We start from the raw sequence: 17,324 nt of genomic DNA, 5'->3' as shown, positions 1-17,324 counted from the left end.
GCAGTGAACCACACCGATACCGTCACCACCGTGCTCGTCGCCAACCGCGGCGAGATCGCCCGCCGGGTGTTCGCCTCCTGCCGGCGCGCCGGCCTCGGCACCGTCGCGGTGTTCTCCGACGCGGACGCCGGCAGCCCCCACATCGCCGAGGCCGACGCCGCGGTGCGCCTGCCCGGCACCGCCCCCGCCGACACCTACCTGCGCGGCGAGGCGATCATCGCCGCCGCCCGCGCGGCGGGGGCCGACGCGATCCACCCGGGTTACGGGTTCCTCTCGGAGAACGCCGAATTCGCGCGGGCGGTCCTCGACGCGGGGTTGACCTGGATCGGGCCGGGCCCGGACTCGATCGCCCGGATGGGTTCGAAGGTCGAGGCCAAGAAGATCATGGCCGACGCCGGTGTGCCGGTGCTGGCCGAGCTGGACCCTGCCGCGGTGACCGAGGCCGACCTGCCCGTGCTGATCAAGGCGTCCGCCGGGGGCGGCGGCCGCGGCATGCGGGTGGTCCGCGACCTGGCCGAGCTGCCCGACCAGCTCGCCGCGGCCCGGCGCGAGGCGCAGTCCGCGTTCGGCGATCCGACGGTGTTCTGCGAGCGCTTCCTCGAAACGGGCCGGCACATCGAGGTGCAGGTCCTCGCGGACCGGCACGGGACCGTGTGGGCGGTGGGGGAGCGGGAGTGCTCGATCCAGCGCCGCCACCAGAAGGTGGTCGAGGAGGCGCCGTCGCCGCTCGTCGAGGCCACGCCCGGGATGCGGGAGCGGCTGTTCGCGGCGGCCCGGCGCGCCGCGCAGGCCATCGACTACGAGGGCGCGGGCACCGTCGAGTTCCTCGCGACCGGGGCGAGCGGAGCGACGGGGAATGTCACCGGGGCGAGCGGAGCGACGGGGAATGTCACCGGGGCGAGCGGAGCGACGGGGAATGTCACCGGGGCGAGCGGAGCGACGGGGAATGTCACCGGGGCGAGCGGAGCGACGGGGAATGTCACCGGGGCGAGCGGAGCGACGGGGAATGTCACCGGGGCGAGCGGAGCGACGGGGAATGTCACCGGGGTGAGCGAAGCGACGGGGAGCTCGGCGGACGGCGAGTTCTTCTTCCTCGAGATGAACACCCGCCTGCAGGTCGAGCACCCGGTCACCGAGTGCACCACCGGCCTCGACCTCGTCGACCTGCAGTTGCAGGTCGCCGCCGGCGCCCGCCTCGAGCCCGAACCCCCGCCGGCGAGCGGACATTCGATCGAGGTGCGGCTCTACGCGGAGGACCCGGCGCAGGACTGGCGGCCGCAGTCCGGCACGGTGCACCGTCTCGCGCTGCCCGGCCGCGTCGCCGCGTTCGAGGTGCTGCGCGAGCCCGGGCTGCGCCTGGACTCCGGCGTCGAGGACGGCTCGGCGGTGGGCGTGCACTACGACCCGATGCTCGCCAAGGTGATCTCGTACGCCCCGACCCGGGGCCGCGCGGCGCGGATGCTCGCGACGTCGCTGGCCCGCGCCGAGGTGCACGGCCTGCGCACCAACCGGGACCTGCTGGTGAACGTGCTGCGGCATCCCGAATTCCTCGCCGGCAACACCGACACCGCCTTCTTCGACACCCACGGGCTCGACACGCTCGCCGCGCCGCTCGCCGACGCCGGGGCCGAATCGCTGTCCGCGCTCGCCGCGGCCCTGGCGGACGCCGCCGCCCACCGCGCGGCCGCGACGGTCGCCCGCGGCCTGCCGAGCGGCTGGCGCAACCTGCCGTCGCAGCCGCAGGTCAAACGGTACGAGGGCGATCGCGGTGCACACGAGGTGCGGTACCGGCTCACCCGGTCCGGCCTGATCGCCGACGACCACCCCGGCGTCGTCCTCGTCGCGCACACCGAGCGCCGGGTGGTGCTCGCGATCGACGGCGTGCACCGGCAGTTCGACGTCGCGCGGTACGGCGACGCGGTGCATGTGGACTCGTCGCTCGGCCCGGTACGGCTGCGCGCGATCCCCCGGTTCGTCGAACCCTCCGCCCACGTCGCCGCGGGTTCGCTGCTCGCCCCGATGCCCGGCTCGGTGATCCGGATCGGGGCCGCGGTCGGCGATGCGGTCACCGCCGGGCAACCGGTCCTCTGGCTCGAGGCGATGAAGATGGAACACATTGTCAAGGCCCCCACCGCGGGCGTGCTCACCGAGCTGCCCGTCGCCGTCGGCACCCAGGTCGAACTGGGCGCCGTGCTGGCCGTCGTCACCCCCGCCGAGTCCGGCGAACCGTCCGCCCCGGCCGACATCGAGGAGTAACCATGAGCGTCATCGAAACCGACGAGCAGAAGCAGCTACGCGCCGCGGTCGCGGGCCTGGCCAAGCGCTACAACAACATCGACTACGTGCTGCCGAAGGCCCGCAAGGGCGAACCGCTGACCGAGCTGTGGCGCGAGGCCGCCCAGCTCGGCTTCCTGGGCGTGAACCTGCCCGAGGAGTACGGCGGCGGCGGGGCCGGCATCTACGAACTCGCCCTGGTCCAGGAGGAACTCGCCGCGCAGGGCTGCGGGCTGCTGCTGGTGGTGGTCTCGCCGGCCATCTGCGGCACCATCATCGCCAAGTTCGGCACCGACGAGCAGAAGCAACGCTGGCTGCCCGCGCTCGCCGACGGCTCGAAGATCATGGCGTTCGGCATCACCGAGCCCGACGCCGGCTCGAACTCGCACGAGATCACCACCGTCGCGCGGCGCGACGGGGAGGACTGGATCCTGCGCGGCAGCAAGATCTACATCTCCGGTGTGGACCAGGCCGACGCGGTGCTCATCGTGGCCCGCACCGAGGACGCGAAGAGCGGCAAGCTGCGGCCGGCGCTGTTCATCGTCCCCACCGACGCGGACAACTTCGTCAAGACGCCGATGGAGATGGACATCGTCGAACCGGACCGCCAGTTCACCCTGTTCCTCGACGACGTGCGCCTGCCGGCGGACGCGCTGGTGGGGGAGCCGGACGCCGCGCTGATGCAGCTGTTCGCCGGCCTGAACCCCGAGCGGATCCTCGGCGCGGCGATGGCCGTGGGCATGGGCCGCTACGCGCTGGACGCGGCGGTGCGGTACGCCAACGAACGGACCGTGTGGAAGTCGCCGATCGGGGCGCACCAGGGCATCGCGCATCCGCTCGCGCAGTGCAAGATCGAGCTCGAACTGGCCAAGCTGATGATGCAGAAGGCTGCGGTGCTGTACGACAGCGGCGACGACTTCGGCGCCGCCGAGGCCGCGAACATGGCCAAGTACGCCGCGGCCGAGGCCAGCATCAAGTCGCTCGACCAGGCGATCCAGACGCACGGCGGCGGTGGGCTCACCCGCGAGTACGGGCTTGCCGCGATGCTCGGCGCGGCGCGGATCGCGCGGGTGGCGCCGGTGAGCCGGGAGATGATCCTCAACTTCGTGTCCCAGCACTCGCTGGGCCTGCCCCGGTCGTACTGAGGGGAGCGCCGGTGTCCGAGACGTTCGTCCGGTACGACGTGAGCGAGGGATTCGCCACCCTGACCCTCGACTCGCCGCACAACCGCAACGCGATCTCCGCCAGGCTCGTGGCGCAGCTCCGGCAGGGCCTCGCCGACGCGGCCGCCGACGGCGGGGTCCGCGCGGTCGTGCTCACCCATGAGGGCGGCACCTTCTGTGCCGGCGCCGACCTGAGCGAGGCGAGCACCGCGGAGGGCGGCGCCGCGGCGGCGGCTGCCGCCCGGACGCGGGAGATGACGGCGGTGCTGCGGTCGATCCTGGAGCTGCCCAAGCCGGTGATCGGGCGGATCGACGGGCACGTGCGCGCCGGCGGCATGGGGTTGGTCGGCGCATGCGACCTCGCCGTCGCCGGGCCCCGGTCGACGTTCGCGTTGACCGAGGCCCGGCTGGGGCTGGCGGCGTCGATCATCTCGCTGACGGTGCTGCCGCGGCTCACCTCCCGTGCCGCGAGCCGCTACTTCCTCACCGGTGAGCGGTTCGGGCCGGAGGTGGCAGCGGCGATCGGCCTGGTCACCGTCGAGACCGACGATCCGCAGGCGTCGGTGGGGGAGATCCTCGCCCAGCTGCGGGAATGCTCGCCGCAGGGGCTCGGCGAATCCAAGCGGCTCACCACGATGCGGATGCTCGCCGACTTCGACCGGTACGGCGACGAGCTGGCGGAGCAGTCGGCGCGGCTGTTCGGCTCCGCGGAGGCGGTCGAGGGGATGACCGCGTTCCTGCAGAAGCGGCCGCCGTCGTGGAGCCGGTCGTGACACGGTCCGTAAAACGGTCAGGGTTGACTGGATAGTGGTGGGTGTACGACAGTGGCTGTCATGAAACTCGGCATCCAGCCCGACTACGCGGGTGACTTCCGGCAGGTCGTCGACGAGATCGTCGAACTCGAATCGGTGGGGCTCGACATCGCGTTCGTCGCCGAGGCGTACAGCTTCGATGCCTTCAGCCAGCTCGGCTACCTGGCCGCGCGCACCTCGACGGTGCAGCTCGGCACGGGCGTCGTGCCGATCTACACCCGCACGCCGTCGCTGCTCGCGATGACGGCCGCCGGCATGGACTACGTCTCCGGCGGCCGCTTCGTGCTCGGCCTCGGGGCGTCCGGCCCGCAGGTGATGGAGGGCTTCCACGGCGTGCCGTACGACGCGCCCCTGCAGCGGACCCGCGAGGTCGTCGACATCTGCCGGGCCGTGTGGCGGCGCGAGAAGCTCGAATACGCCGGCCGCAAGTACACGATCCCGCTGCCGGCCGACCGCGGCACCGGGCTCGGCAAGCCCCTCAAGCTCATCAATCAGCCGGTTCGCGAACGCATTCCGATCATGATCGCCGCGCTCGGCCCGAAGAACGTCGCCCTCGCCGCCGAGATCGCCGAGGCCTGGGAGCCGGTGTTCTTCTTCCCCGAGCACGCGCACCGGGTATGGGGCGACGCGCTCGCCGAGGGCAAGGCGAAGCGGGACCCGGCGCTCGGGGAGCTCGAGGTGGTGGTCAACGTCCAGGTCGGGATCGGGGACAACGTCGCCGAGCTGCGCGACCGCGCCCGGCCCCACCTGGCGCTGTACCTGGGCGGAATGGGCGCCAAGGGCAAGAACTTCTACAACCAGCTCGCCCGCACCTACGGCTTCGAGCGCGAGGCCGAGACCGTTCAGGACCTCTACCTGGCCGGGCGGAAGAAGGAGGCCGAGGCGGCGATCCCGGACGAGTTGATCGACGGCGTGTGCCTCGTCGGCCCGCGCAGTCACGTCGCCGAGCGCCTCGCCGCGTTCGAGGCCGCCGGAGTCACCACGATCAACATCATGGCCCTCGAGGACACCCGGGCCGGGCGCCTCGCCTCGACGGTCACCCTCCGCGAGCTGACGCGCCGGCCTGCCTAGTCTGATCGCCATGAGCAGCCCGTCCCCGGATGTCCGCCGTCGCGGCGAGCAGGAGCGCAGCCGTGCCACCCGCAAGCGGATCCTCGACGCGGCGGTGGCCGTGCTCGTCGAGCACGGTTACTCCAACGCCACCACCGTGCGCATCCAGGAGGCGGCCGGCGTGTCCCGCGGGCGGCTGCTGCACCATTACCCGTCGCGGGACGCCCTGCTCGTCGCCGCCGTGCACCACCTCGCCGCCCAGGGGGTCCAGGGCCTCGACGGCGACCATCCCTGGCCCGCCGACCCGGTCGAACGTATCGCCGCCGCGGTCGACCGGATGTGGTGGAACTTCCGGCAGCCGTACTTCTGGGCGTCGATGGAGCTGTGGCTCGCCGCGCGCGGCCACGAGGAACTTCGGGCCGAGCTGCTGCCGCTCGAACGCCTCCTGGGCCGGATGATCAAGGAGCAGACGACCGCGAACTTCGGTCCGGAGATCGCGAACCGCCCCCGGTTCGCCGAGGTGCGCGACCTGATCTATCAGGCGATGCGCGGGGCGGCCCTCGGTTACGCCATCGACCCCCGCGACCCGCTGACCGAACCCCAGCTGGCGGTGTGGCGTCGCCAGATGGAACGGGTCCTGGTGGACGACGAACCCGGGGATTCCGCCGCCGGGGGCGCGCTGCGATGACCCGGCAGCCCAAGCAGGATCGGAGCCGGGTCACGCGCCGCCGGCTGCTCGAGGCGAGCATCGACTGCCTCGCGGAGCTGGGGTGGGGCGCGACCACGGTGGGGGTGGTCGCCGAGCGGGCGGGCGTGTCCCGCGGCGCGGCCCAGCACCACTTCCCGACCCGGGAGGACCTCATCACCGCGGCGCTCGAGTTCATGTTCGACAGCCGTATGGATCTCGCCCGCCGCGACACCGTGGACCTGCCCCTGGGGGCCGCCCGCACCGAGGCCGTGGTGCGCCGGCTCGTCGACTACTACACCGGCACCCTGTTCAAGGCGGCGCTGCAGGTGTGGACGGCCGCGGCGGCCGATCCGGAACTGCGGGCCCGCATCGTCCCCCTCGAGGAACACTTCGGCCGCGTCGCCCACCGCGTCGCCGTCGAGCAACTCGGCGTGGACGAGTCCGACGCGACGGTGCACCGCATGGTGCAGGCCACCCTCGACCTCGCACGTGGCCTCGGCCTCGCCGACGTCCTCACCGACGATTCGCGGCGCCGGGCCGAGATCGTCCGGCACTGGGCCGCGCAGCTCGACACGGTGCTCGACGCGGCCCGGCAGCGTTCGGCGGCGCAGCACCCGGCCGGTTAGGTTTGTGGCATGCCTCCCAAGCTGGCCACGGTCGCGGTCCTCGGACTCGTCGGTGCCGTCGTCGCCGGGTGCGGCTCGGACCCGGCCGAGGGCCCGGCCGGCGCGTCGCCCACTCTGCAGGTGACCGAGCCGGGCCCGTTCTTCGGCGCGTGCGGGTCGGTCACCGACGACGAGGTGGCCCGGGCCTTCGGGCTGGGGTCGTTCGTGCAGGTCACCCGCAACTCGGTGGGATGTGAGTGGGAACTCGTCGGGGCGGGCGGCCCGAGCGTGACGTTCTCCTGGTACCGCGGCAGCCCGATCGGCCGCGAACGCGCCGGTTCCGACCTGATCGGCCGGCCCGCGATCGACGTGGAGATCGACGGCAACCCGGGCTTCCAGGGCTCGGCGCAGAACGACTTCGGGCAGACCGTGCTGTGCGAGATCGGCGTGCAGTTCGGGGGCGACTTCGTGCACTGGTCCGTCACGTACGGGCTCTTCACGCCGGCCGCGGACGCGTGCGTGGTGGCCCGCGACCTGGCCGAGCTCAGCGCGGAAAGGGCACAGCGGTGAAGCGGACGACGCGGACGACGCGGGTGGCGACGCTGCCGTCGCTGCTGGCCCTGGCCGCGGTGCTCGCCGGGTGCGGCAGCACGATCGAGGGGCAGGCCGTGCCGGAGGGGGCCGGAGCGGGCGGCGCCTCCGCCGAGTTCACGCGCCTGCTCACCGAGTGCGATGCCGTCACCGACGAACAGATCGCGGAGGCGGTTGGCGTCGAGGCGATCGAGCGCGGGTTCTTCGGGGCGATCTGCCGGTGGGACACCGCAGGTGCGGGCGCGACGGCGAAGGTCACCTTCAACTGGTTCGAGACCGGGTCCCTCGACACCGAGCGGGGGACGGCGCAACGGCTGGGATACGCGGTGGAGAACACGACCGTGGAGGGCCGGCGGGCCGTGCTGATGCGCCCGCCCGACGACCCGGCGTCCTGCGGGATCTCCGCCGGAGCGTCCACGACGGGGATCTTCGGCTGGTGGGTGCAGTACGCGCCCGGTTCGGCGCCTCCCGATCCGTGTGCGGCGGCCGTCACGCTGGCCCGACTGACCCTCGACCTCAGCAGTTGAGCCACGAGCGGACCCCCGCAGCTCGCTTTGACCTTGCGCCGCGCCGCCGGGTATCGTTGTGGGTCGTGTCCGGCATGCCCGGGCCGATCTGTGTGCCTATGCGAGGTAGTGCCGTGCGCGCGGTCTGTGGAATCACCGCAGGAGCGAGCCCCCGGCTGCCTGTGTGGGGGTACGCGACACGCCCGACCTCGTGTGCACACGAGGGGTGGGTGCGGGGCAGCGGCTCTCTTGCCCCAACCGATGGATCCCTAATTTCAGAACAGCCAAGGTTGCTCGTGCGAGCAGTCTTCAGACAACGAGAAAGCCGGTAGATGCCAACCATCAATCAGCTGGTCCGTAAGGGCCGCCGCGACAAGGCCGCCAAGGTCAAGACCGCGGCCCTCAAGGGCAGCCCGCAGCGCCGCGGTGTGTGCACTCGCGTGTACACCACCACCCCGAAGAAGCCGAACTCGGCGCTCCGGAAGGTCGCCCGCGTGCGTCTGACCAGCTCCGTCGAGGTCACCGCCTACATCCCGGGTGAGGGTCACAACCTGCAGGAGCACTCGATGGTGCTCGTGCGCGGTGGTCGTGTGAAGGACCTCCCCGGTGTCCGCTACAAGATCATCCGCGGTTCGCTCGACACCCAGGGTGTCAAGAACCGCAAGCAGGCGCGCAGCCGCTACGGCGCGAAGAAGGAGAAGGGCTGATGCCACGTAAGGGTCCCGCTCCGAAGCGTCCCCTGATCGCCGACCCGGTCTACGGGTCGCCGCTCGTCACCCAGCTGGTCAACAAGATCCTGCTGGACGGCAAGAAGTCCACCGCCGAGCGCATCGTCTACGAGGCACTCGAGCGCGCGCGCGAGAAGACCGGCACCGATCCGGTCGTCACCCTCAAGCGCGCTCTGGACAACGTCAAGCCTGCCCTCGAGGTGCGCAGCCGCCGTGTCGGTGGCGCCACCTACCAGGTGCCGGTCGAGGTTCGTCCCGGTCGTTCGACCACCCTCGCCCTGCGGTGGCTGGTCACCTTCTCGCGTCAGCGTCGTGAGAAGACCATGGTCGAGCGCCTCGCGAACGAGCTCCTCGACGCCAGCAACGGTCTGGGTGCGTCCGTGAAGCGTCGCGAGGACACCCACAAGATGGCCGAGGCCAACAAGGCGTTCGCGCACTACCGCTGGTGAGTCGATGCCGGTCGGGAGGAACCGGTATTCCCGAAATCCTCCCGGCCGGCCGTTCGCACAACTGTGTCGGTCCCTGAAGGCCGGCTGAACATCCGAGAACACTGGTCCGCACCCTAGGACCGACACGAGCTACGAGCGGGGTTACCTGTGGCACAGGAAGTGCTGACCGACCTGAACAAGGTCCGCAACATCGGCATCATGGCGCACATCGATGCCGGCAAGACCACGACGACCGAGCGCATCCTCTTCTACACCGGTGTGAACTACAAGATCGGTGAGACCCACGACGGTGCCTCGACCACCGACTGGATGGAGCAGGAGAAGGAGCGGGGTATCACCATCACCTCCGCCGCCGTGACCTGCTTCTGGAACAAGAACCAGATCAACATCATCGACACCCCCGGCCACGTCGACTTCACGGTCGAGGTCGAGCGGTCGCTGCGCGTCCTCGACGGCGCGGTCGCCGTGTTCGACGGCAAGGAGGGCGTCGAGCCGCAGTCCGAGCAGGTCTGGCGGCAGGCCGCCAAGTACGACGTTCCGCGCATCTGCTTCGTCAACAAGATGGACAAGATGGGCGCGGACTTCTACTTCACGGTCCAGACCATCATCGACCGCCTCGGCGCCAAGCCGCTGGTCCTGCAGCTCCCGATCGGCGCGGAGGACGCGTTCGACGGCGTCGTCGACCTGGTCGAGATGAAGGCCATCACCTGGCGTGGCACCGTCGAGATCGGCGCCGAGCCGACGATCGAGGAGATCCCCGCGGAGCTGGCCGACAAGGTCGCCGAGTACCGCGAGAAGCTGCTCGAGACGGTCGCCGAGAGCGACGAAGAGCTCATGGAGAAGTACTTCGGTGGCGAGGAACTCACCGTCGCCGAGATCAAGGGCGCCATCCGGAAGCTGACCGTCGCCTCCGAGCTGTACCCGGTGCTGTGCGGTTCCGCGTTCAAGAACAAGGGCATCCAGCCCATGCTCGACGCGGTCATCGACTACCTGCCGAACCCGCTCGACATCGGCGAGGTCGAGGGCCACAAGCTCGGCGACGAGGAAGAGACCCTCACCCGCAAGCCGAGCAAGGAAGAGCCCTTCTCCGCGCTGGCGTTCAAGATCGCCGCGCACCCGTTCTTCGGCAAGCTGACCTTCGTGCGCGTCTACTCCGGCCGCATCGAGCCGGGTGCCCAGGTGCTCAACGCCACCAAGGGCAAGAAGGAGCGCATCGGCAAGCTGTTCCAGATGCACGCCAACAAGGAGAACCCGGTCGACGAGGCGGTGGCCGGCCACATCTACGCGATGATCGGCCTGAAGGACACCACGACCGGTGACACCCTGTGCGCGCAGGACGCCCCGATCGTGCTCGAGTCCATGACCTTCCCGGATCCGGTCATCCAGGTCTCCATCGAGCCGAAGACCAAGTCCGACCAGGAGAAGCTGGGCACCGCGATCCAGAAGCTGGCCGAGGAGGATCCCACCTTCTCCGTCGAGCTGGACGAGGAGACCGGCCAGACCGTCATCGGCGGCATGGGCGAGCTCCACCTCGACATCCTCGTCGACCGCATGCGTCGTGAGTTCAAGGTCGAGGCCAACGTCGGCAAGCCGCAGGTGGCGTACCGCGAGACCATCACCAAGAAGGTCGAGAAGCTCGAGTTCACGCACAAGAAGCAGACCGGTGGTTCCGGCCAGTTCGCGAAGGTCATCATCGCCCTCGAGCCCTTCGTGGGCGAGGACGGCGCGACCTACGAGTTCGAGAACAAGGTCACCGGCGGCCGCGTGCCCCGCGAGTACATCCCCTCGGTCGACGCCGGTGCGCAGGACGCGATGCAGTACGGCGTGCTCGCCGGGTACCCGCTGGTGAACGTCAAGGTCACCCTGCTCGACGGCGCGTACCACGACGTCGACTCGTCGGAAATGGCGTTCAAGATCGCCGGTTCGCAGGCCCTGAAGGAGGCCGCGCGCAAGGCTGCGCCGGTCATCCTCGAGCCGCTCATGGCTGTCGAGGTCACCACCCCCGAGGACTACATGGGTGAAGTGATCGGCGACCTCAACTCCCGCCGTGGCCAGATTCAGGCCATGGAGGAACGCAGTGGTGCCCGTGTCGTGAAGGCGCTGGTTCCGCTCTCGGAGATGTTCGGTTACATCGGTGACCTGCGGTCGAAGACCCAGGGTCGCGCGAACTTCTCCATGGTGTTCGATTCCTACGCTGAGGTTCCCGCGAACGTCTCGAAGGAAATCATCGCCAAGGCGACCGGCGAGTAACCTCGGTTCCGACCCGGTCGGCTGCACGACCAAGTAAGTAACAACCGCACTGCTGCATACTGCAAGCAACAACAGTCCAGGAGGACCCTCAAGTGGCGAAGGCGAAGTTCGAGCGGACCAAGCCGCACGTGAACATCGGCACCATCGGTCACGTCGACCACGGCAAGACCACTCTGACGGCGGCGATCACCAAGGTGCTGGCCGACAAGTACCCCGAGCTGAACCAGAGCTTCGCGTTCGACCAGATCGACAAGGCTCCGGAGGAGAAGGCTCGTGGTATCACGATCAACATCTCCCACGTCGAGTACCAGACCGAGAAGCGCCACTACGCGCACGTCGACGCTCCGGGTCACGCCGACTACATCAAGAACATGATCACCGGTGCGGCTCAGATGGACGGTGCGATCCTGGTCGTGGCCGCCACCGACGGCCCGATGCCGCAGACGCGTGAGCACGTGCTGCTCGCCCGTCAGGTCGGCGTGCCCTACATCCTCGTCGCGCTCAACAAGTCCGACATGGTCGACGACGAGGAAATCCTCGAGCTCGTCGAGATGGAGGTCCGTGAGCTCCTCGCTGCGCAGGACTTCGACGAGGAGGCTCCTGTCGTCAAGGTTTCGGCCCTGAAGGCACTCGAGGGTGACCCGAAGTGGACCGAGAGCATCCTCGAGCTCATGAGCGCCGTCGACGAGTCGATCCCGGACCCGGTCCGTGAGACCGAGAAGCCGTTCCTCATGCCCGTCGAGGACGTCTTCACCATCACCGGTCGTGGCACGGTCGTCACCGGCCGCATCGAGCGCGGTGTCATCAACGTGAACGAGGAAGTCGAGATCGTCGGTATCAAGCCGACCTCGACCAAGACCACGGTCACGGGCATCGAGATGTTCCGCAAGCTGCTCGACCAGGGCCAGGCCGGCGACAACGTCGGTCTGCTGGTCCGCGGCATCAAGCGCGAGGACGTCGAGCGTGGCCAGGTCGTCGTGAAGCCGGGCACCACCACCCCGCACACGGAGTTCGAGGGCCAGGCCTACATCCTCAACAAGGAGGAGGGTGGCCGCCACACCCCGTTCTTCAACAACTACCGTCCGCAGTTCTACTTCCGTACCACGGACGTGACGGGCGTTGTGACCCTCCCCGAGGGCACCGAGATGGTCATGCCGGGCGACAACACCGAGATGTCCGTCAAGCTGATCCAGCCGGTCGCCATGGACGAGGGCCTGCGCTTCGCGATCCGCGAGGGTGGCCGCACCGTCGGCGCCGGTCGCGTCACGAAGATCATCAAGTGAGCTAGTTCTCGCTGACGTCGAACGGCGTCCACCCTTCGGGGTGGGCGCCGTTCGGCGTTTCCGTCCCCCGGGAACGAGCGAATGTATCGTTCATCTCCGTACGCCGACGAAATGCCACGTTCGCTCGGCGGCCTACCCCTGTCCGCCGGATTCGGGGTGGGCCGGATCCAGGTGCAGCAGAACCTGCGTCGCCACGCAGGCCCCGCCCAGCGCCCGGGCGGCCCGCTCGGCGGTCTCCTCGGCGCGGGCGGTGAAGTCGGCGACGTCGATGTTCGGGTCCGCGTACACCGTGACCGACAGGGTCGGCAGATGGCGTTCCACCACGGCCCGGCTACGCGTGGCCCGCACACCGGGCAGGGCCGCAAGCTCACCGGCGACGCCGTCGGCCACCGGCCCGAGCTCCACGGCCAGGGTGGCCTCGGTGACCTCGTCGTAGAGCTGCACCCGCGACGTCCGGCGCCGGGAGAAGTTGACCGCCAGGAGCACGATCCCGATCGTCACCCCCACCGCGACGGCGGTCCACAACGCGCCCTCCCACCAGGACTGGTCCGGGATGTCGATGATGCGCGGCCGGTCCAGGCGGGCCAGCCATTCCCGGGCGAAGCGCACCTGCCACACCCAGGCCAGTGCGAAGGCCCCGGCGCCGAGGAGCGCGGCGCCCACGGCGAACGTGAGCATCCGGTTGACCAGGACGGTGCGCAGCTTCATCGCGCCGTCCTCGGCCGGTGCACCTGCACCACGAGAGCGATCGGCTCCGCGAGCAGAGCCAGATTCGGCGCCACCGCACCCCGGACCGCGGCGACCAGATCGGCGGTCGACTCCTCACCCGAGCCCACGACGCTGACGAGCGCGCGACGGCGATCGACGACGGTGCGGGCCGCGTACACACCGGGCAGTGTGGACGCGTGCGCGCTGCACATCCGGGCCAGGTCGGTCCGGCGCATCCACACCGTCGGGACCGGACCGGACACCTGCAGGGGCACGTGGGTGCGGCGCCGCGGCTTGACCGCCACCACTACGAGCACGACCCCCAGCAGCACGAGGACCGCAGCGACGGGTGCGATCCAGCTCTGCCAGTGCAGCCGGCCGAACCACTCGAAGGAGTTCCGCAGCCACGGCGCGCCCGCGTAGGTGCCGCGGACGATGAGCAGTTCCCGGGCGGCGGCGAACGCGAGCGCCAGAGCGCCCACGGCGATGAGCGCGGCCGCCGGGGCCGCGGCCGGGTGGGCCAGGGGCGGCAGCGGCGAAACGACCGGTACGGGGGCCCGGTACTCCGTCCGGGCGACGATGTCGGCCTCGGTGTACTCGACCGGCACCGCCGGCTCGCTGCGCTCGGCCGGCCCGGCGACGGACGTGGCCGCGACGAGCACGTTGAGTTCGTGCACCGGCAGGCCGGTCAGCTCGTGGAGCTGCCGGTCCACCGCGTCGTGCACACGCCGGGTCAGGGCGGCGGCGTCGTAGGGCCATTCCGCGGCGATGTACAGGTTGATCGCGACGGCGCCGCCGCCGGTGGTGACGTCGGCGCGGGGCAGGTCCCGCCCGGTGAACAGGCTCAGGCCACCGCGTTGACGAACCACACCGGGCACCTGGAGGGCGGCGGCCGCGGCGATCCGTTCGACGGCGCGGTCCTTGATGACCAGTTGGCCGCGGTGCCCGACGGGGTCGACCGTCTCGGTGGCGACCGCGTCGGCGCCGGCCTGGGCCGGCAGGGTCCTCGGGCCGGTGGGCGTAGGGTCAGCCACGGCCCCGGCTCCGCAGCAGAGCGCCCAGGTCGAGAAGCCCGTCCCGGTGGGCACCGATCGCCATGCCGAGGGCGCCGAGCAGGATGCCGAACAGCAGGCCGCTGAAGCCCCCGAGGATGCCCGCGAGGGCCAGCAGCAGTCCCGCGAGGAGTCCGACGGCGGTGTTGCTGACAGGGGTGTGGTTCACTGGGTCACCTCACTGGTCGGGTGCTCGCCGTCGGGTGACGGGATCCGTATGTCTTCGATGGTCACATCCACGGGGACGCCGAGCAGCGGCTCGAGCCGGGCGCGGACGGCGGCCGCCACGGCGTACAGGTCGGCCGGGTACTCGACGACGATGTGCACCGCGCACGTGTCGGAGCCGAGGCGGATCCCGGTGACGCGCCGGCCCGGCAGATAGGTCGCGACCTCGCCGAACGCTCCGCCGTGGAGGTCGGCGACGCCGGGCACGGTCCGGGCGGCGGCCGCGGCGAGTTCTGCGGGCTCGGCGGGGGTGGTCATTGGACGCGGGGTTTCAGGTCGTCGGCGACACCGGTGGTCTCGTCGAACAGCACGACGTCGAAGACGGTGATATTGACCTCGGTGACCTCGAGGCCGGTCATCCGTTCGACGGCCGCGATCACGTTGTGGCGGATCGCGACGGCGAGTTCGTGCAGGGCCACGCCGTATTCGGCGACGATGCCGATGTCGATCGCGGCCTGTTTCTCCCCGACTTCCACCGCGACGCCCTGCCCGTGGTTGATCCGCGCGCCGGGAATGCGGTCCCGCAGGGCCCCGACCACGCGTGCGGTGCCCGCGCCGACGTCGTAGACGCCGCTGATCTCGCGGGTCGCGATTCCGGCGATCTTCGCCACGACCGCGTCGGCGATGATGGTGCGCCCCTGGGTGTCGACCGGTCCCGGCGCGATTCCGTTGCCGAACTGCACGCGGCTGACGCCTGCGCCGCTGTCGCTGGTCATGGGGGCTCCTCGTCGGCCTGCCGGATGAAGGTCTGTCCCCTCCGACTGTAGTAACTCCAGGCCGCCCCGGGTGCGGGGCACGCGGCTCGCATGAACGGCGCCCTGTCCGGAGGTCCCTGTATTTGGTAAAACAGTTGCACGGATTACGGTGGCGTGGGTCACTGCTGGCGGAGAGGGTGGAGCGGGTGGGTGAGACGGGAACACAGCGGATCGTCGTGGTCGGGGCGGGGCTGGCGGGGGTGCGTGCCGCAGAGGAACTGCGCCACGGTGGATTCGACGGCGAGCTCGTCCTGATCGGCGACGAGCCGCATCTGCCCTACGACCGGCCCCCGCTGTCGAAGGACGTCGTCCGTGGCGGGACCGACGACACCACCCTGCGGCCGCGGGAGTTCTTCGACGACCAGCGCATCGAGCTGCGCCTGGGTGTGCGGGTGCAGGCGCTGGACGCGGCGGCCCGCACCGTCGCGCTGTCCGACGGGCAGAGCGTCGGGTTCGACGAGTTGATCGTCGCGACCGGGTTGCGGCCGAGGCGGCTACCCGGCACGGCCGGGCTAGCCGGGGTGCACGTGCTGCGCTCCGTGGACGACAGCCGGGCCCTGCGCGCGGCGGTCGTCCCGGGCGGGCGGGCGCTGATCGTCGGCGCCGGGTTCATCGGCTGCGAGGTCGCGGCGAGCCTGCGGGCGCGGGGCATGGACGTGGTGCTGGTCGAGCCGCAGCCGACGCCGCTGGCGTCGGTGCTCGGCGAGCGGGTCGGCGCGCTGGTGGCCCGGTTGCACACCGACGAAGGTGTCGACGTGCGGGCCGGCGTGGGGGTGCGCGCTCTGCGCGGCGACGGGCGGGTCACCGGCGCGGTCCTGAGCGACGGCACCGACCTCGACGTGGACCTGGTGGTGGTGGGGATCGGCTCGGTGCCGGTCACCGACTGGCTCGACGGTTCGGGGGTGCGGGTGGACAACGGTGTGGTGTGCGACGGCGTGGGCCGCACCTCGGCCCCGCACGTGTGGGCGGTCGGGGACGTCGCGGCCTGGGAGGTCTCGGACGGTCGGTGCGCGCGTCTCGAGCACTGGACGAACGCGGGGGAGCAGGCGAAGGCGCTCGCCGGTGCGCTGCTCGGGTCCATCGTCGCCGACGCCGCGCGGGTGCCGTACTTCTGGAGCGACCAGTACGACGTGAAGATCCAGGCCCTCGGTGCGGTCCGCGCCGACGACACCGTGCACGTGGTGCGTGACGACGGCCGCAAGTTCCTCGCCTACTACGAGCGCGACGGTCGTCTCACCGGTGTGGTCGGCGCGGGACTGGCCGGGCCGGTGATGAAAATGCGAGGCAAGATCGCCGAGGGCGCGCCGATCACGGAGATCCTCGCGCCCACGTCCTAGCCGCCGGGACGGCGAGCGCTAGATTCGTGTGGTGATCGTTGCGCTCATCGACTCGGGTCTCGGCCTCCTGCCGACGTCTGCATGGCTGCGCCGATTGCGTCCCGAACTGGATCTGATGCTCTCGATGGACCCGGACGGCGCCCCGTGGGGACCGAAGCCCGGGGACTGGGTGATCGAGCGGGTCGTGAGCACCGCGGAGCGGGCCGTGACCCGGGGCGCCGAGGTGGTCGTGCTGCCGTGCAACACGGCATCCGTGACCGCGCTCGAGCACGTGCGCGAGACGCTCGGTGACGAGATCCCGGTGATCGGAACGGTGCCGGCGATCAAGCCGGCCGCCGCGGCGTGCGAATCGGTGGCGATCTGGGCCACCGCCGCGACCACCGCCAGCCGCTACCAGGCCGATCTGGTCGCCCGGTTCGCCGGGGACCGCGACGTGGTGGGGGTGGCCTGCCACGGGCTCGCCGATGCCATCGACCGCGGCGACACGACCGCCGCGGCCGCGGCGATCGCGGCCGCGGCGCAGCGAACCCCGCCCGACGTGGGTGGCGTCGTCCTCGGCTGTACCCACTACCCGCTGGTGGCCGACACCATCGCCGCGCACCTGCCGCCGGGTGTGCGCCTGTTCGACAGCGCCGAGGCGGTCGCGGCCCAGACCCTGCGCCGCATCGACGCCCTCGGCCGGCCGTGGGCGGGCAGCGGGCGGGTCGAGGTGTTCCTCAGCGGGCGGCCGGGCGAGCTGCCCCCCGGCGCCCTCAGCTTCCCGGCGGGCCGGCAGCTCGTCGACGGCATCGGCGACCCGACCGCCGGTCTGCCCGGCGACGAGGCTCCCCGGGCCGAGACGCGCTGAT

The 17,324-nt window shown here is 70.8% G+C and carries 19 protein-coding genes; 14 read left to right on the top strand and 5 right to left on the bottom strand.

The genetic code is table 11. The features are described from left to right. The first annotated feature begins 3 nt into the window (after positions 1-3). The 12 genes from ISO16_RS08515 (at position 4) to tuf (ending at position 12,399) form a co-directional block, all read left to right on the top strand. A complete protein-coding gene (locus ISO16_RS08515; RefSeq protein ID WP_195886196.1) occupies positions 4-2,256 on the top strand; it encodes an ATP-binding protein in 2,253 nt (750 codons plus the stop codon). Between the two features lie 2 nt (positions 2,257-2,258). Further along, the gene (locus tag ISO16_RS08510) at positions 2,259-3,419 is read left to right on the top strand and encodes an acyl-CoA dehydrogenase family protein (RefSeq protein ID WP_072635719.1); all 1,161 of its coding nucleotides are present in this window, start codon (positions 2,259-2,261) and stop codon (positions 3,417-3,419) included. Between the two features lie 11 nt (positions 3,420-3,430). Next, entirely contained in the window at positions 3,431-4,210 is a 780-nt protein-coding gene (locus tag ISO16_RS08505) for an enoyl-CoA hydratase family protein (protein ID WP_072635718.1), read from the top strand. A gap of 60 nt (positions 4,211-4,270) precedes the next feature. Continuing rightward, complete coding sequence (locus ISO16_RS08500; protein WP_006936209.1) at positions 4,271-5,320, top strand: LLM class F420-dependent oxidoreductase; 1,050 nt, start codon at positions 4,271-4,273, stop codon at positions 5,318-5,320. 10 nt (positions 5,321-5,330) lie between these two features. Further along, the gene (locus ISO16_RS08495) at positions 5,331-5,987 is read left to right on the top strand and encodes a TetR/AcrR family transcriptional regulator (protein WP_006936210.1); all 657 of its coding nucleotides are present in this window, start codon (positions 5,331-5,333) and stop codon (positions 5,985-5,987) included. Then, complete coding sequence (locus ISO16_RS08490) at positions 5,984-6,613, top strand: TetR/AcrR family transcriptional regulator (RefSeq protein ID WP_006936211.1); 630 nt, start codon at positions 5,984-5,986, stop codon at positions 6,611-6,613. The genes ISO16_RS08495 and ISO16_RS08490 overlap by 4 nt, the downstream gene beginning before the upstream one ends. Before the next feature lie 9 nt (positions 6,614-6,622). Further along, on the top strand, positions 6,623-7,162 hold the full coding sequence (locus tag ISO16_RS08485; RefSeq protein ID WP_006936212.1) for a DUF3558 domain-containing protein: 540 nt from the start codon (positions 6,623-6,625) through the stop codon (positions 7,160-7,162). Next, entirely contained in the window at positions 7,159-7,710 is a 552-nt protein-coding gene (locus ISO16_RS08480; RefSeq protein WP_006936213.1) for a DUF3558 domain-containing protein, read from the top strand. Before ISO16_RS08485 ends, ISO16_RS08480 begins: the two co-directional genes overlap by 4 nt. Before the next feature lie 311 nt (positions 7,711-8,021). Then, positions 8,022-8,396, top strand: a complete 375-nt coding sequence (rpsL, locus tag ISO16_RS08475; protein WP_003937662.1) for a 30S ribosomal protein S12 — start codon at positions 8,022-8,024, stop codon at positions 8,394-8,396. Next, a complete protein-coding gene (gene rpsG, locus ISO16_RS08470; RefSeq protein ID WP_003937663.1) occupies positions 8,396-8,866 on the top strand; it encodes a 30S ribosomal protein S7 in 471 nt (156 codons plus the stop codon). Before rpsL ends, rpsG begins: the two co-directional genes overlap by 1 nt. A gap of 147 nt (positions 8,867-9,013) precedes the next feature. Further along, complete coding sequence (gene fusA / locus ISO16_RS08465; protein WP_043800567.1) at positions 9,014-11,116, top strand: elongation factor G; 2,103 nt, start codon at positions 9,014-9,016, stop codon at positions 11,114-11,116. 92 nt (positions 11,117-11,208) lie between these two features. Next, a complete protein-coding gene (gene tuf, locus ISO16_RS08460; RefSeq protein ID WP_006936215.1) occupies positions 11,209-12,399 on the top strand; it encodes an elongation factor Tu in 1,191 nt (396 codons plus the stop codon). Positions 12,400-12,531: 132 nt separating this feature from the next. Here the strand turns inward: tuf and ISO16_RS08455 are convergent, their stop codons facing one another. From ISO16_RS08455 to ISO16_RS08435, 5 genes are read right to left on the bottom strand one after another with little or no spacing between them, the layout of a single operon-like run. After that, a complete protein-coding gene (locus ISO16_RS08455) occupies positions 12,532-13,107 on the bottom strand; it encodes a hypothetical protein (RefSeq protein ID WP_072635717.1) in 576 nt (191 codons plus the stop codon). Continuing rightward, on the bottom strand, positions 13,104-14,141 hold the full coding sequence (locus ISO16_RS08450) for a DUF6286 domain-containing Asp23/Gls24 family envelope stress response protein (protein WP_006936218.1): 1,038 nt from the start codon (positions 14,139-14,141) through the stop codon (positions 13,104-13,106). Before ISO16_RS08450 ends, ISO16_RS08455 begins: the two co-directional genes overlap by 4 nt. Next, positions 14,134-14,328 carry a hypothetical protein gene (locus ISO16_RS08445; protein WP_003937668.1) on the bottom strand — a complete coding sequence of 65 codons (195 nt, stop codon included), beginning with the start codon at positions 14,326-14,328 and terminating at the stop codon, positions 14,134-14,136. Before ISO16_RS08445 ends, ISO16_RS08450 begins: the two co-directional genes overlap by 8 nt. After that, on the bottom strand, positions 14,325-14,642 hold the full coding sequence (locus ISO16_RS08440; protein ID WP_029545019.1) for a hypothetical protein: 318 nt from the start codon (positions 14,640-14,642) through the stop codon (positions 14,325-14,327). Before ISO16_RS08440 ends, ISO16_RS08445 begins: the two co-directional genes overlap by 4 nt. Continuing rightward, positions 14,639-15,100 carry an Asp23/Gls24 family envelope stress response protein gene (locus ISO16_RS08435; protein ID WP_006936221.1) on the bottom strand — a complete coding sequence of 154 codons (462 nt, stop codon included), beginning with the start codon at positions 15,098-15,100 and terminating at the stop codon, positions 14,639-14,641. Before ISO16_RS08435 ends, ISO16_RS08440 begins: the two co-directional genes overlap by 4 nt. 185 nt (positions 15,101-15,285) lie before the next feature. On the opposite strand from ISO16_RS08435, the gene ISO16_RS08430 reads away from it, so the two are divergent. Both ISO16_RS08430 and ISO16_RS08425 read left to right on the top strand, forming a co-directional pair. Further along, positions 15,286-16,476 (top strand): NAD(P)/FAD-dependent oxidoreductase, encoded by a 1,191-nt coding sequence (locus tag ISO16_RS08430; protein WP_072635815.1) that lies wholly within the window; start codon positions 15,286-15,288, stop codon positions 16,474-16,476. A 31-nt stretch (positions 16,477-16,507) separates the two neighbouring features. Beyond that, the gene (locus tag ISO16_RS08425) at positions 16,508-17,323 is read left to right on the top strand and encodes a glutamate racemase (RefSeq protein WP_029545015.1); all 816 of its coding nucleotides are present in this window, start codon (positions 16,508-16,510) and stop codon (positions 17,321-17,323) included. Position 17,324: the final 1 nt, after the last annotated feature.

Source organism: Rhodococcus sp. M8 (assembly GCF_015654185.1).
In the GTDB taxonomy this organism is placed as follows: Bacteria; Actinomycetota; Actinomycetes; order Mycobacteriales; family Mycobacteriaceae; genus Rhodococcus; species Rhodococcus aetherivorans.
This window is presented reverse-complemented; position numbering and strand designations above follow the sequence as displayed.

Excerpts from the sequence above, each read along its gene's own strand:
- ISO16_RS08510 (WP_072635719.1), top strand. The coding sequence starts at position 2,259 with ATGAGCGTCATCGAAACCGACGAGCAGAAGCAGCTACGCGCCGCGGTC.
- ISO16_RS08500 (WP_006936209.1), top strand. The coding sequence starts at position 4,271 with ATGAAACTCGGCATCCAGCCCGACTACGCGGGTGACTTCCGGCAGGTC.
- ISO16_RS08495 (WP_006936210.1), top strand. The coding sequence starts at position 5,331 with ATGAGCAGCCCGTCCCCGGATGTCCGCCGTCGCGGCGAGCAGGAGCGC.
- ISO16_RS08490 (WP_006936211.1), top strand. The coding sequence starts at position 5,984 with ATGACCCGGCAGCCCAAGCAGGATCGGAGCCGGGTCACGCGCCGCCGG.
- ISO16_RS08485 (WP_006936212.1), top strand. The coding sequence starts at position 6,623 with ATGCCTCCCAAGCTGGCCACGGTCGCGGTCCTCGGACTCGTCGGTGCC.
- rpsL (WP_003937662.1), top strand. The coding sequence starts at position 8,022 with ATGCCAACCATCAATCAGCTGGTCCGTAAGGGCCGCCGCGACAAGGCC.
- rpsG (WP_003937663.1), top strand. The coding sequence starts at position 8,396 with ATGCCACGTAAGGGTCCCGCTCCGAAGCGTCCCCTGATCGCCGACCCG.
- ISO16_RS08455 (WP_072635717.1), bottom strand. The coding sequence starts at position 13,107 with ATGAAGCTGCGCACCGTCCTGGTCAACCGGATGCTCACGTTCGCCGTG.
- ISO16_RS08440 (WP_029545019.1), bottom strand. The coding sequence starts at position 14,642 with ATGACCACCCCCGCCGAGCCCGCAGAACTCGCCGCGGCCGCCGCCCGG.
- ISO16_RS08435 (WP_006936221.1), bottom strand. The coding sequence starts at position 15,100 with ATGACCAGCGACAGCGGCGCAGGCGTCAGCCGCGTGCAGTTCGGCAAC.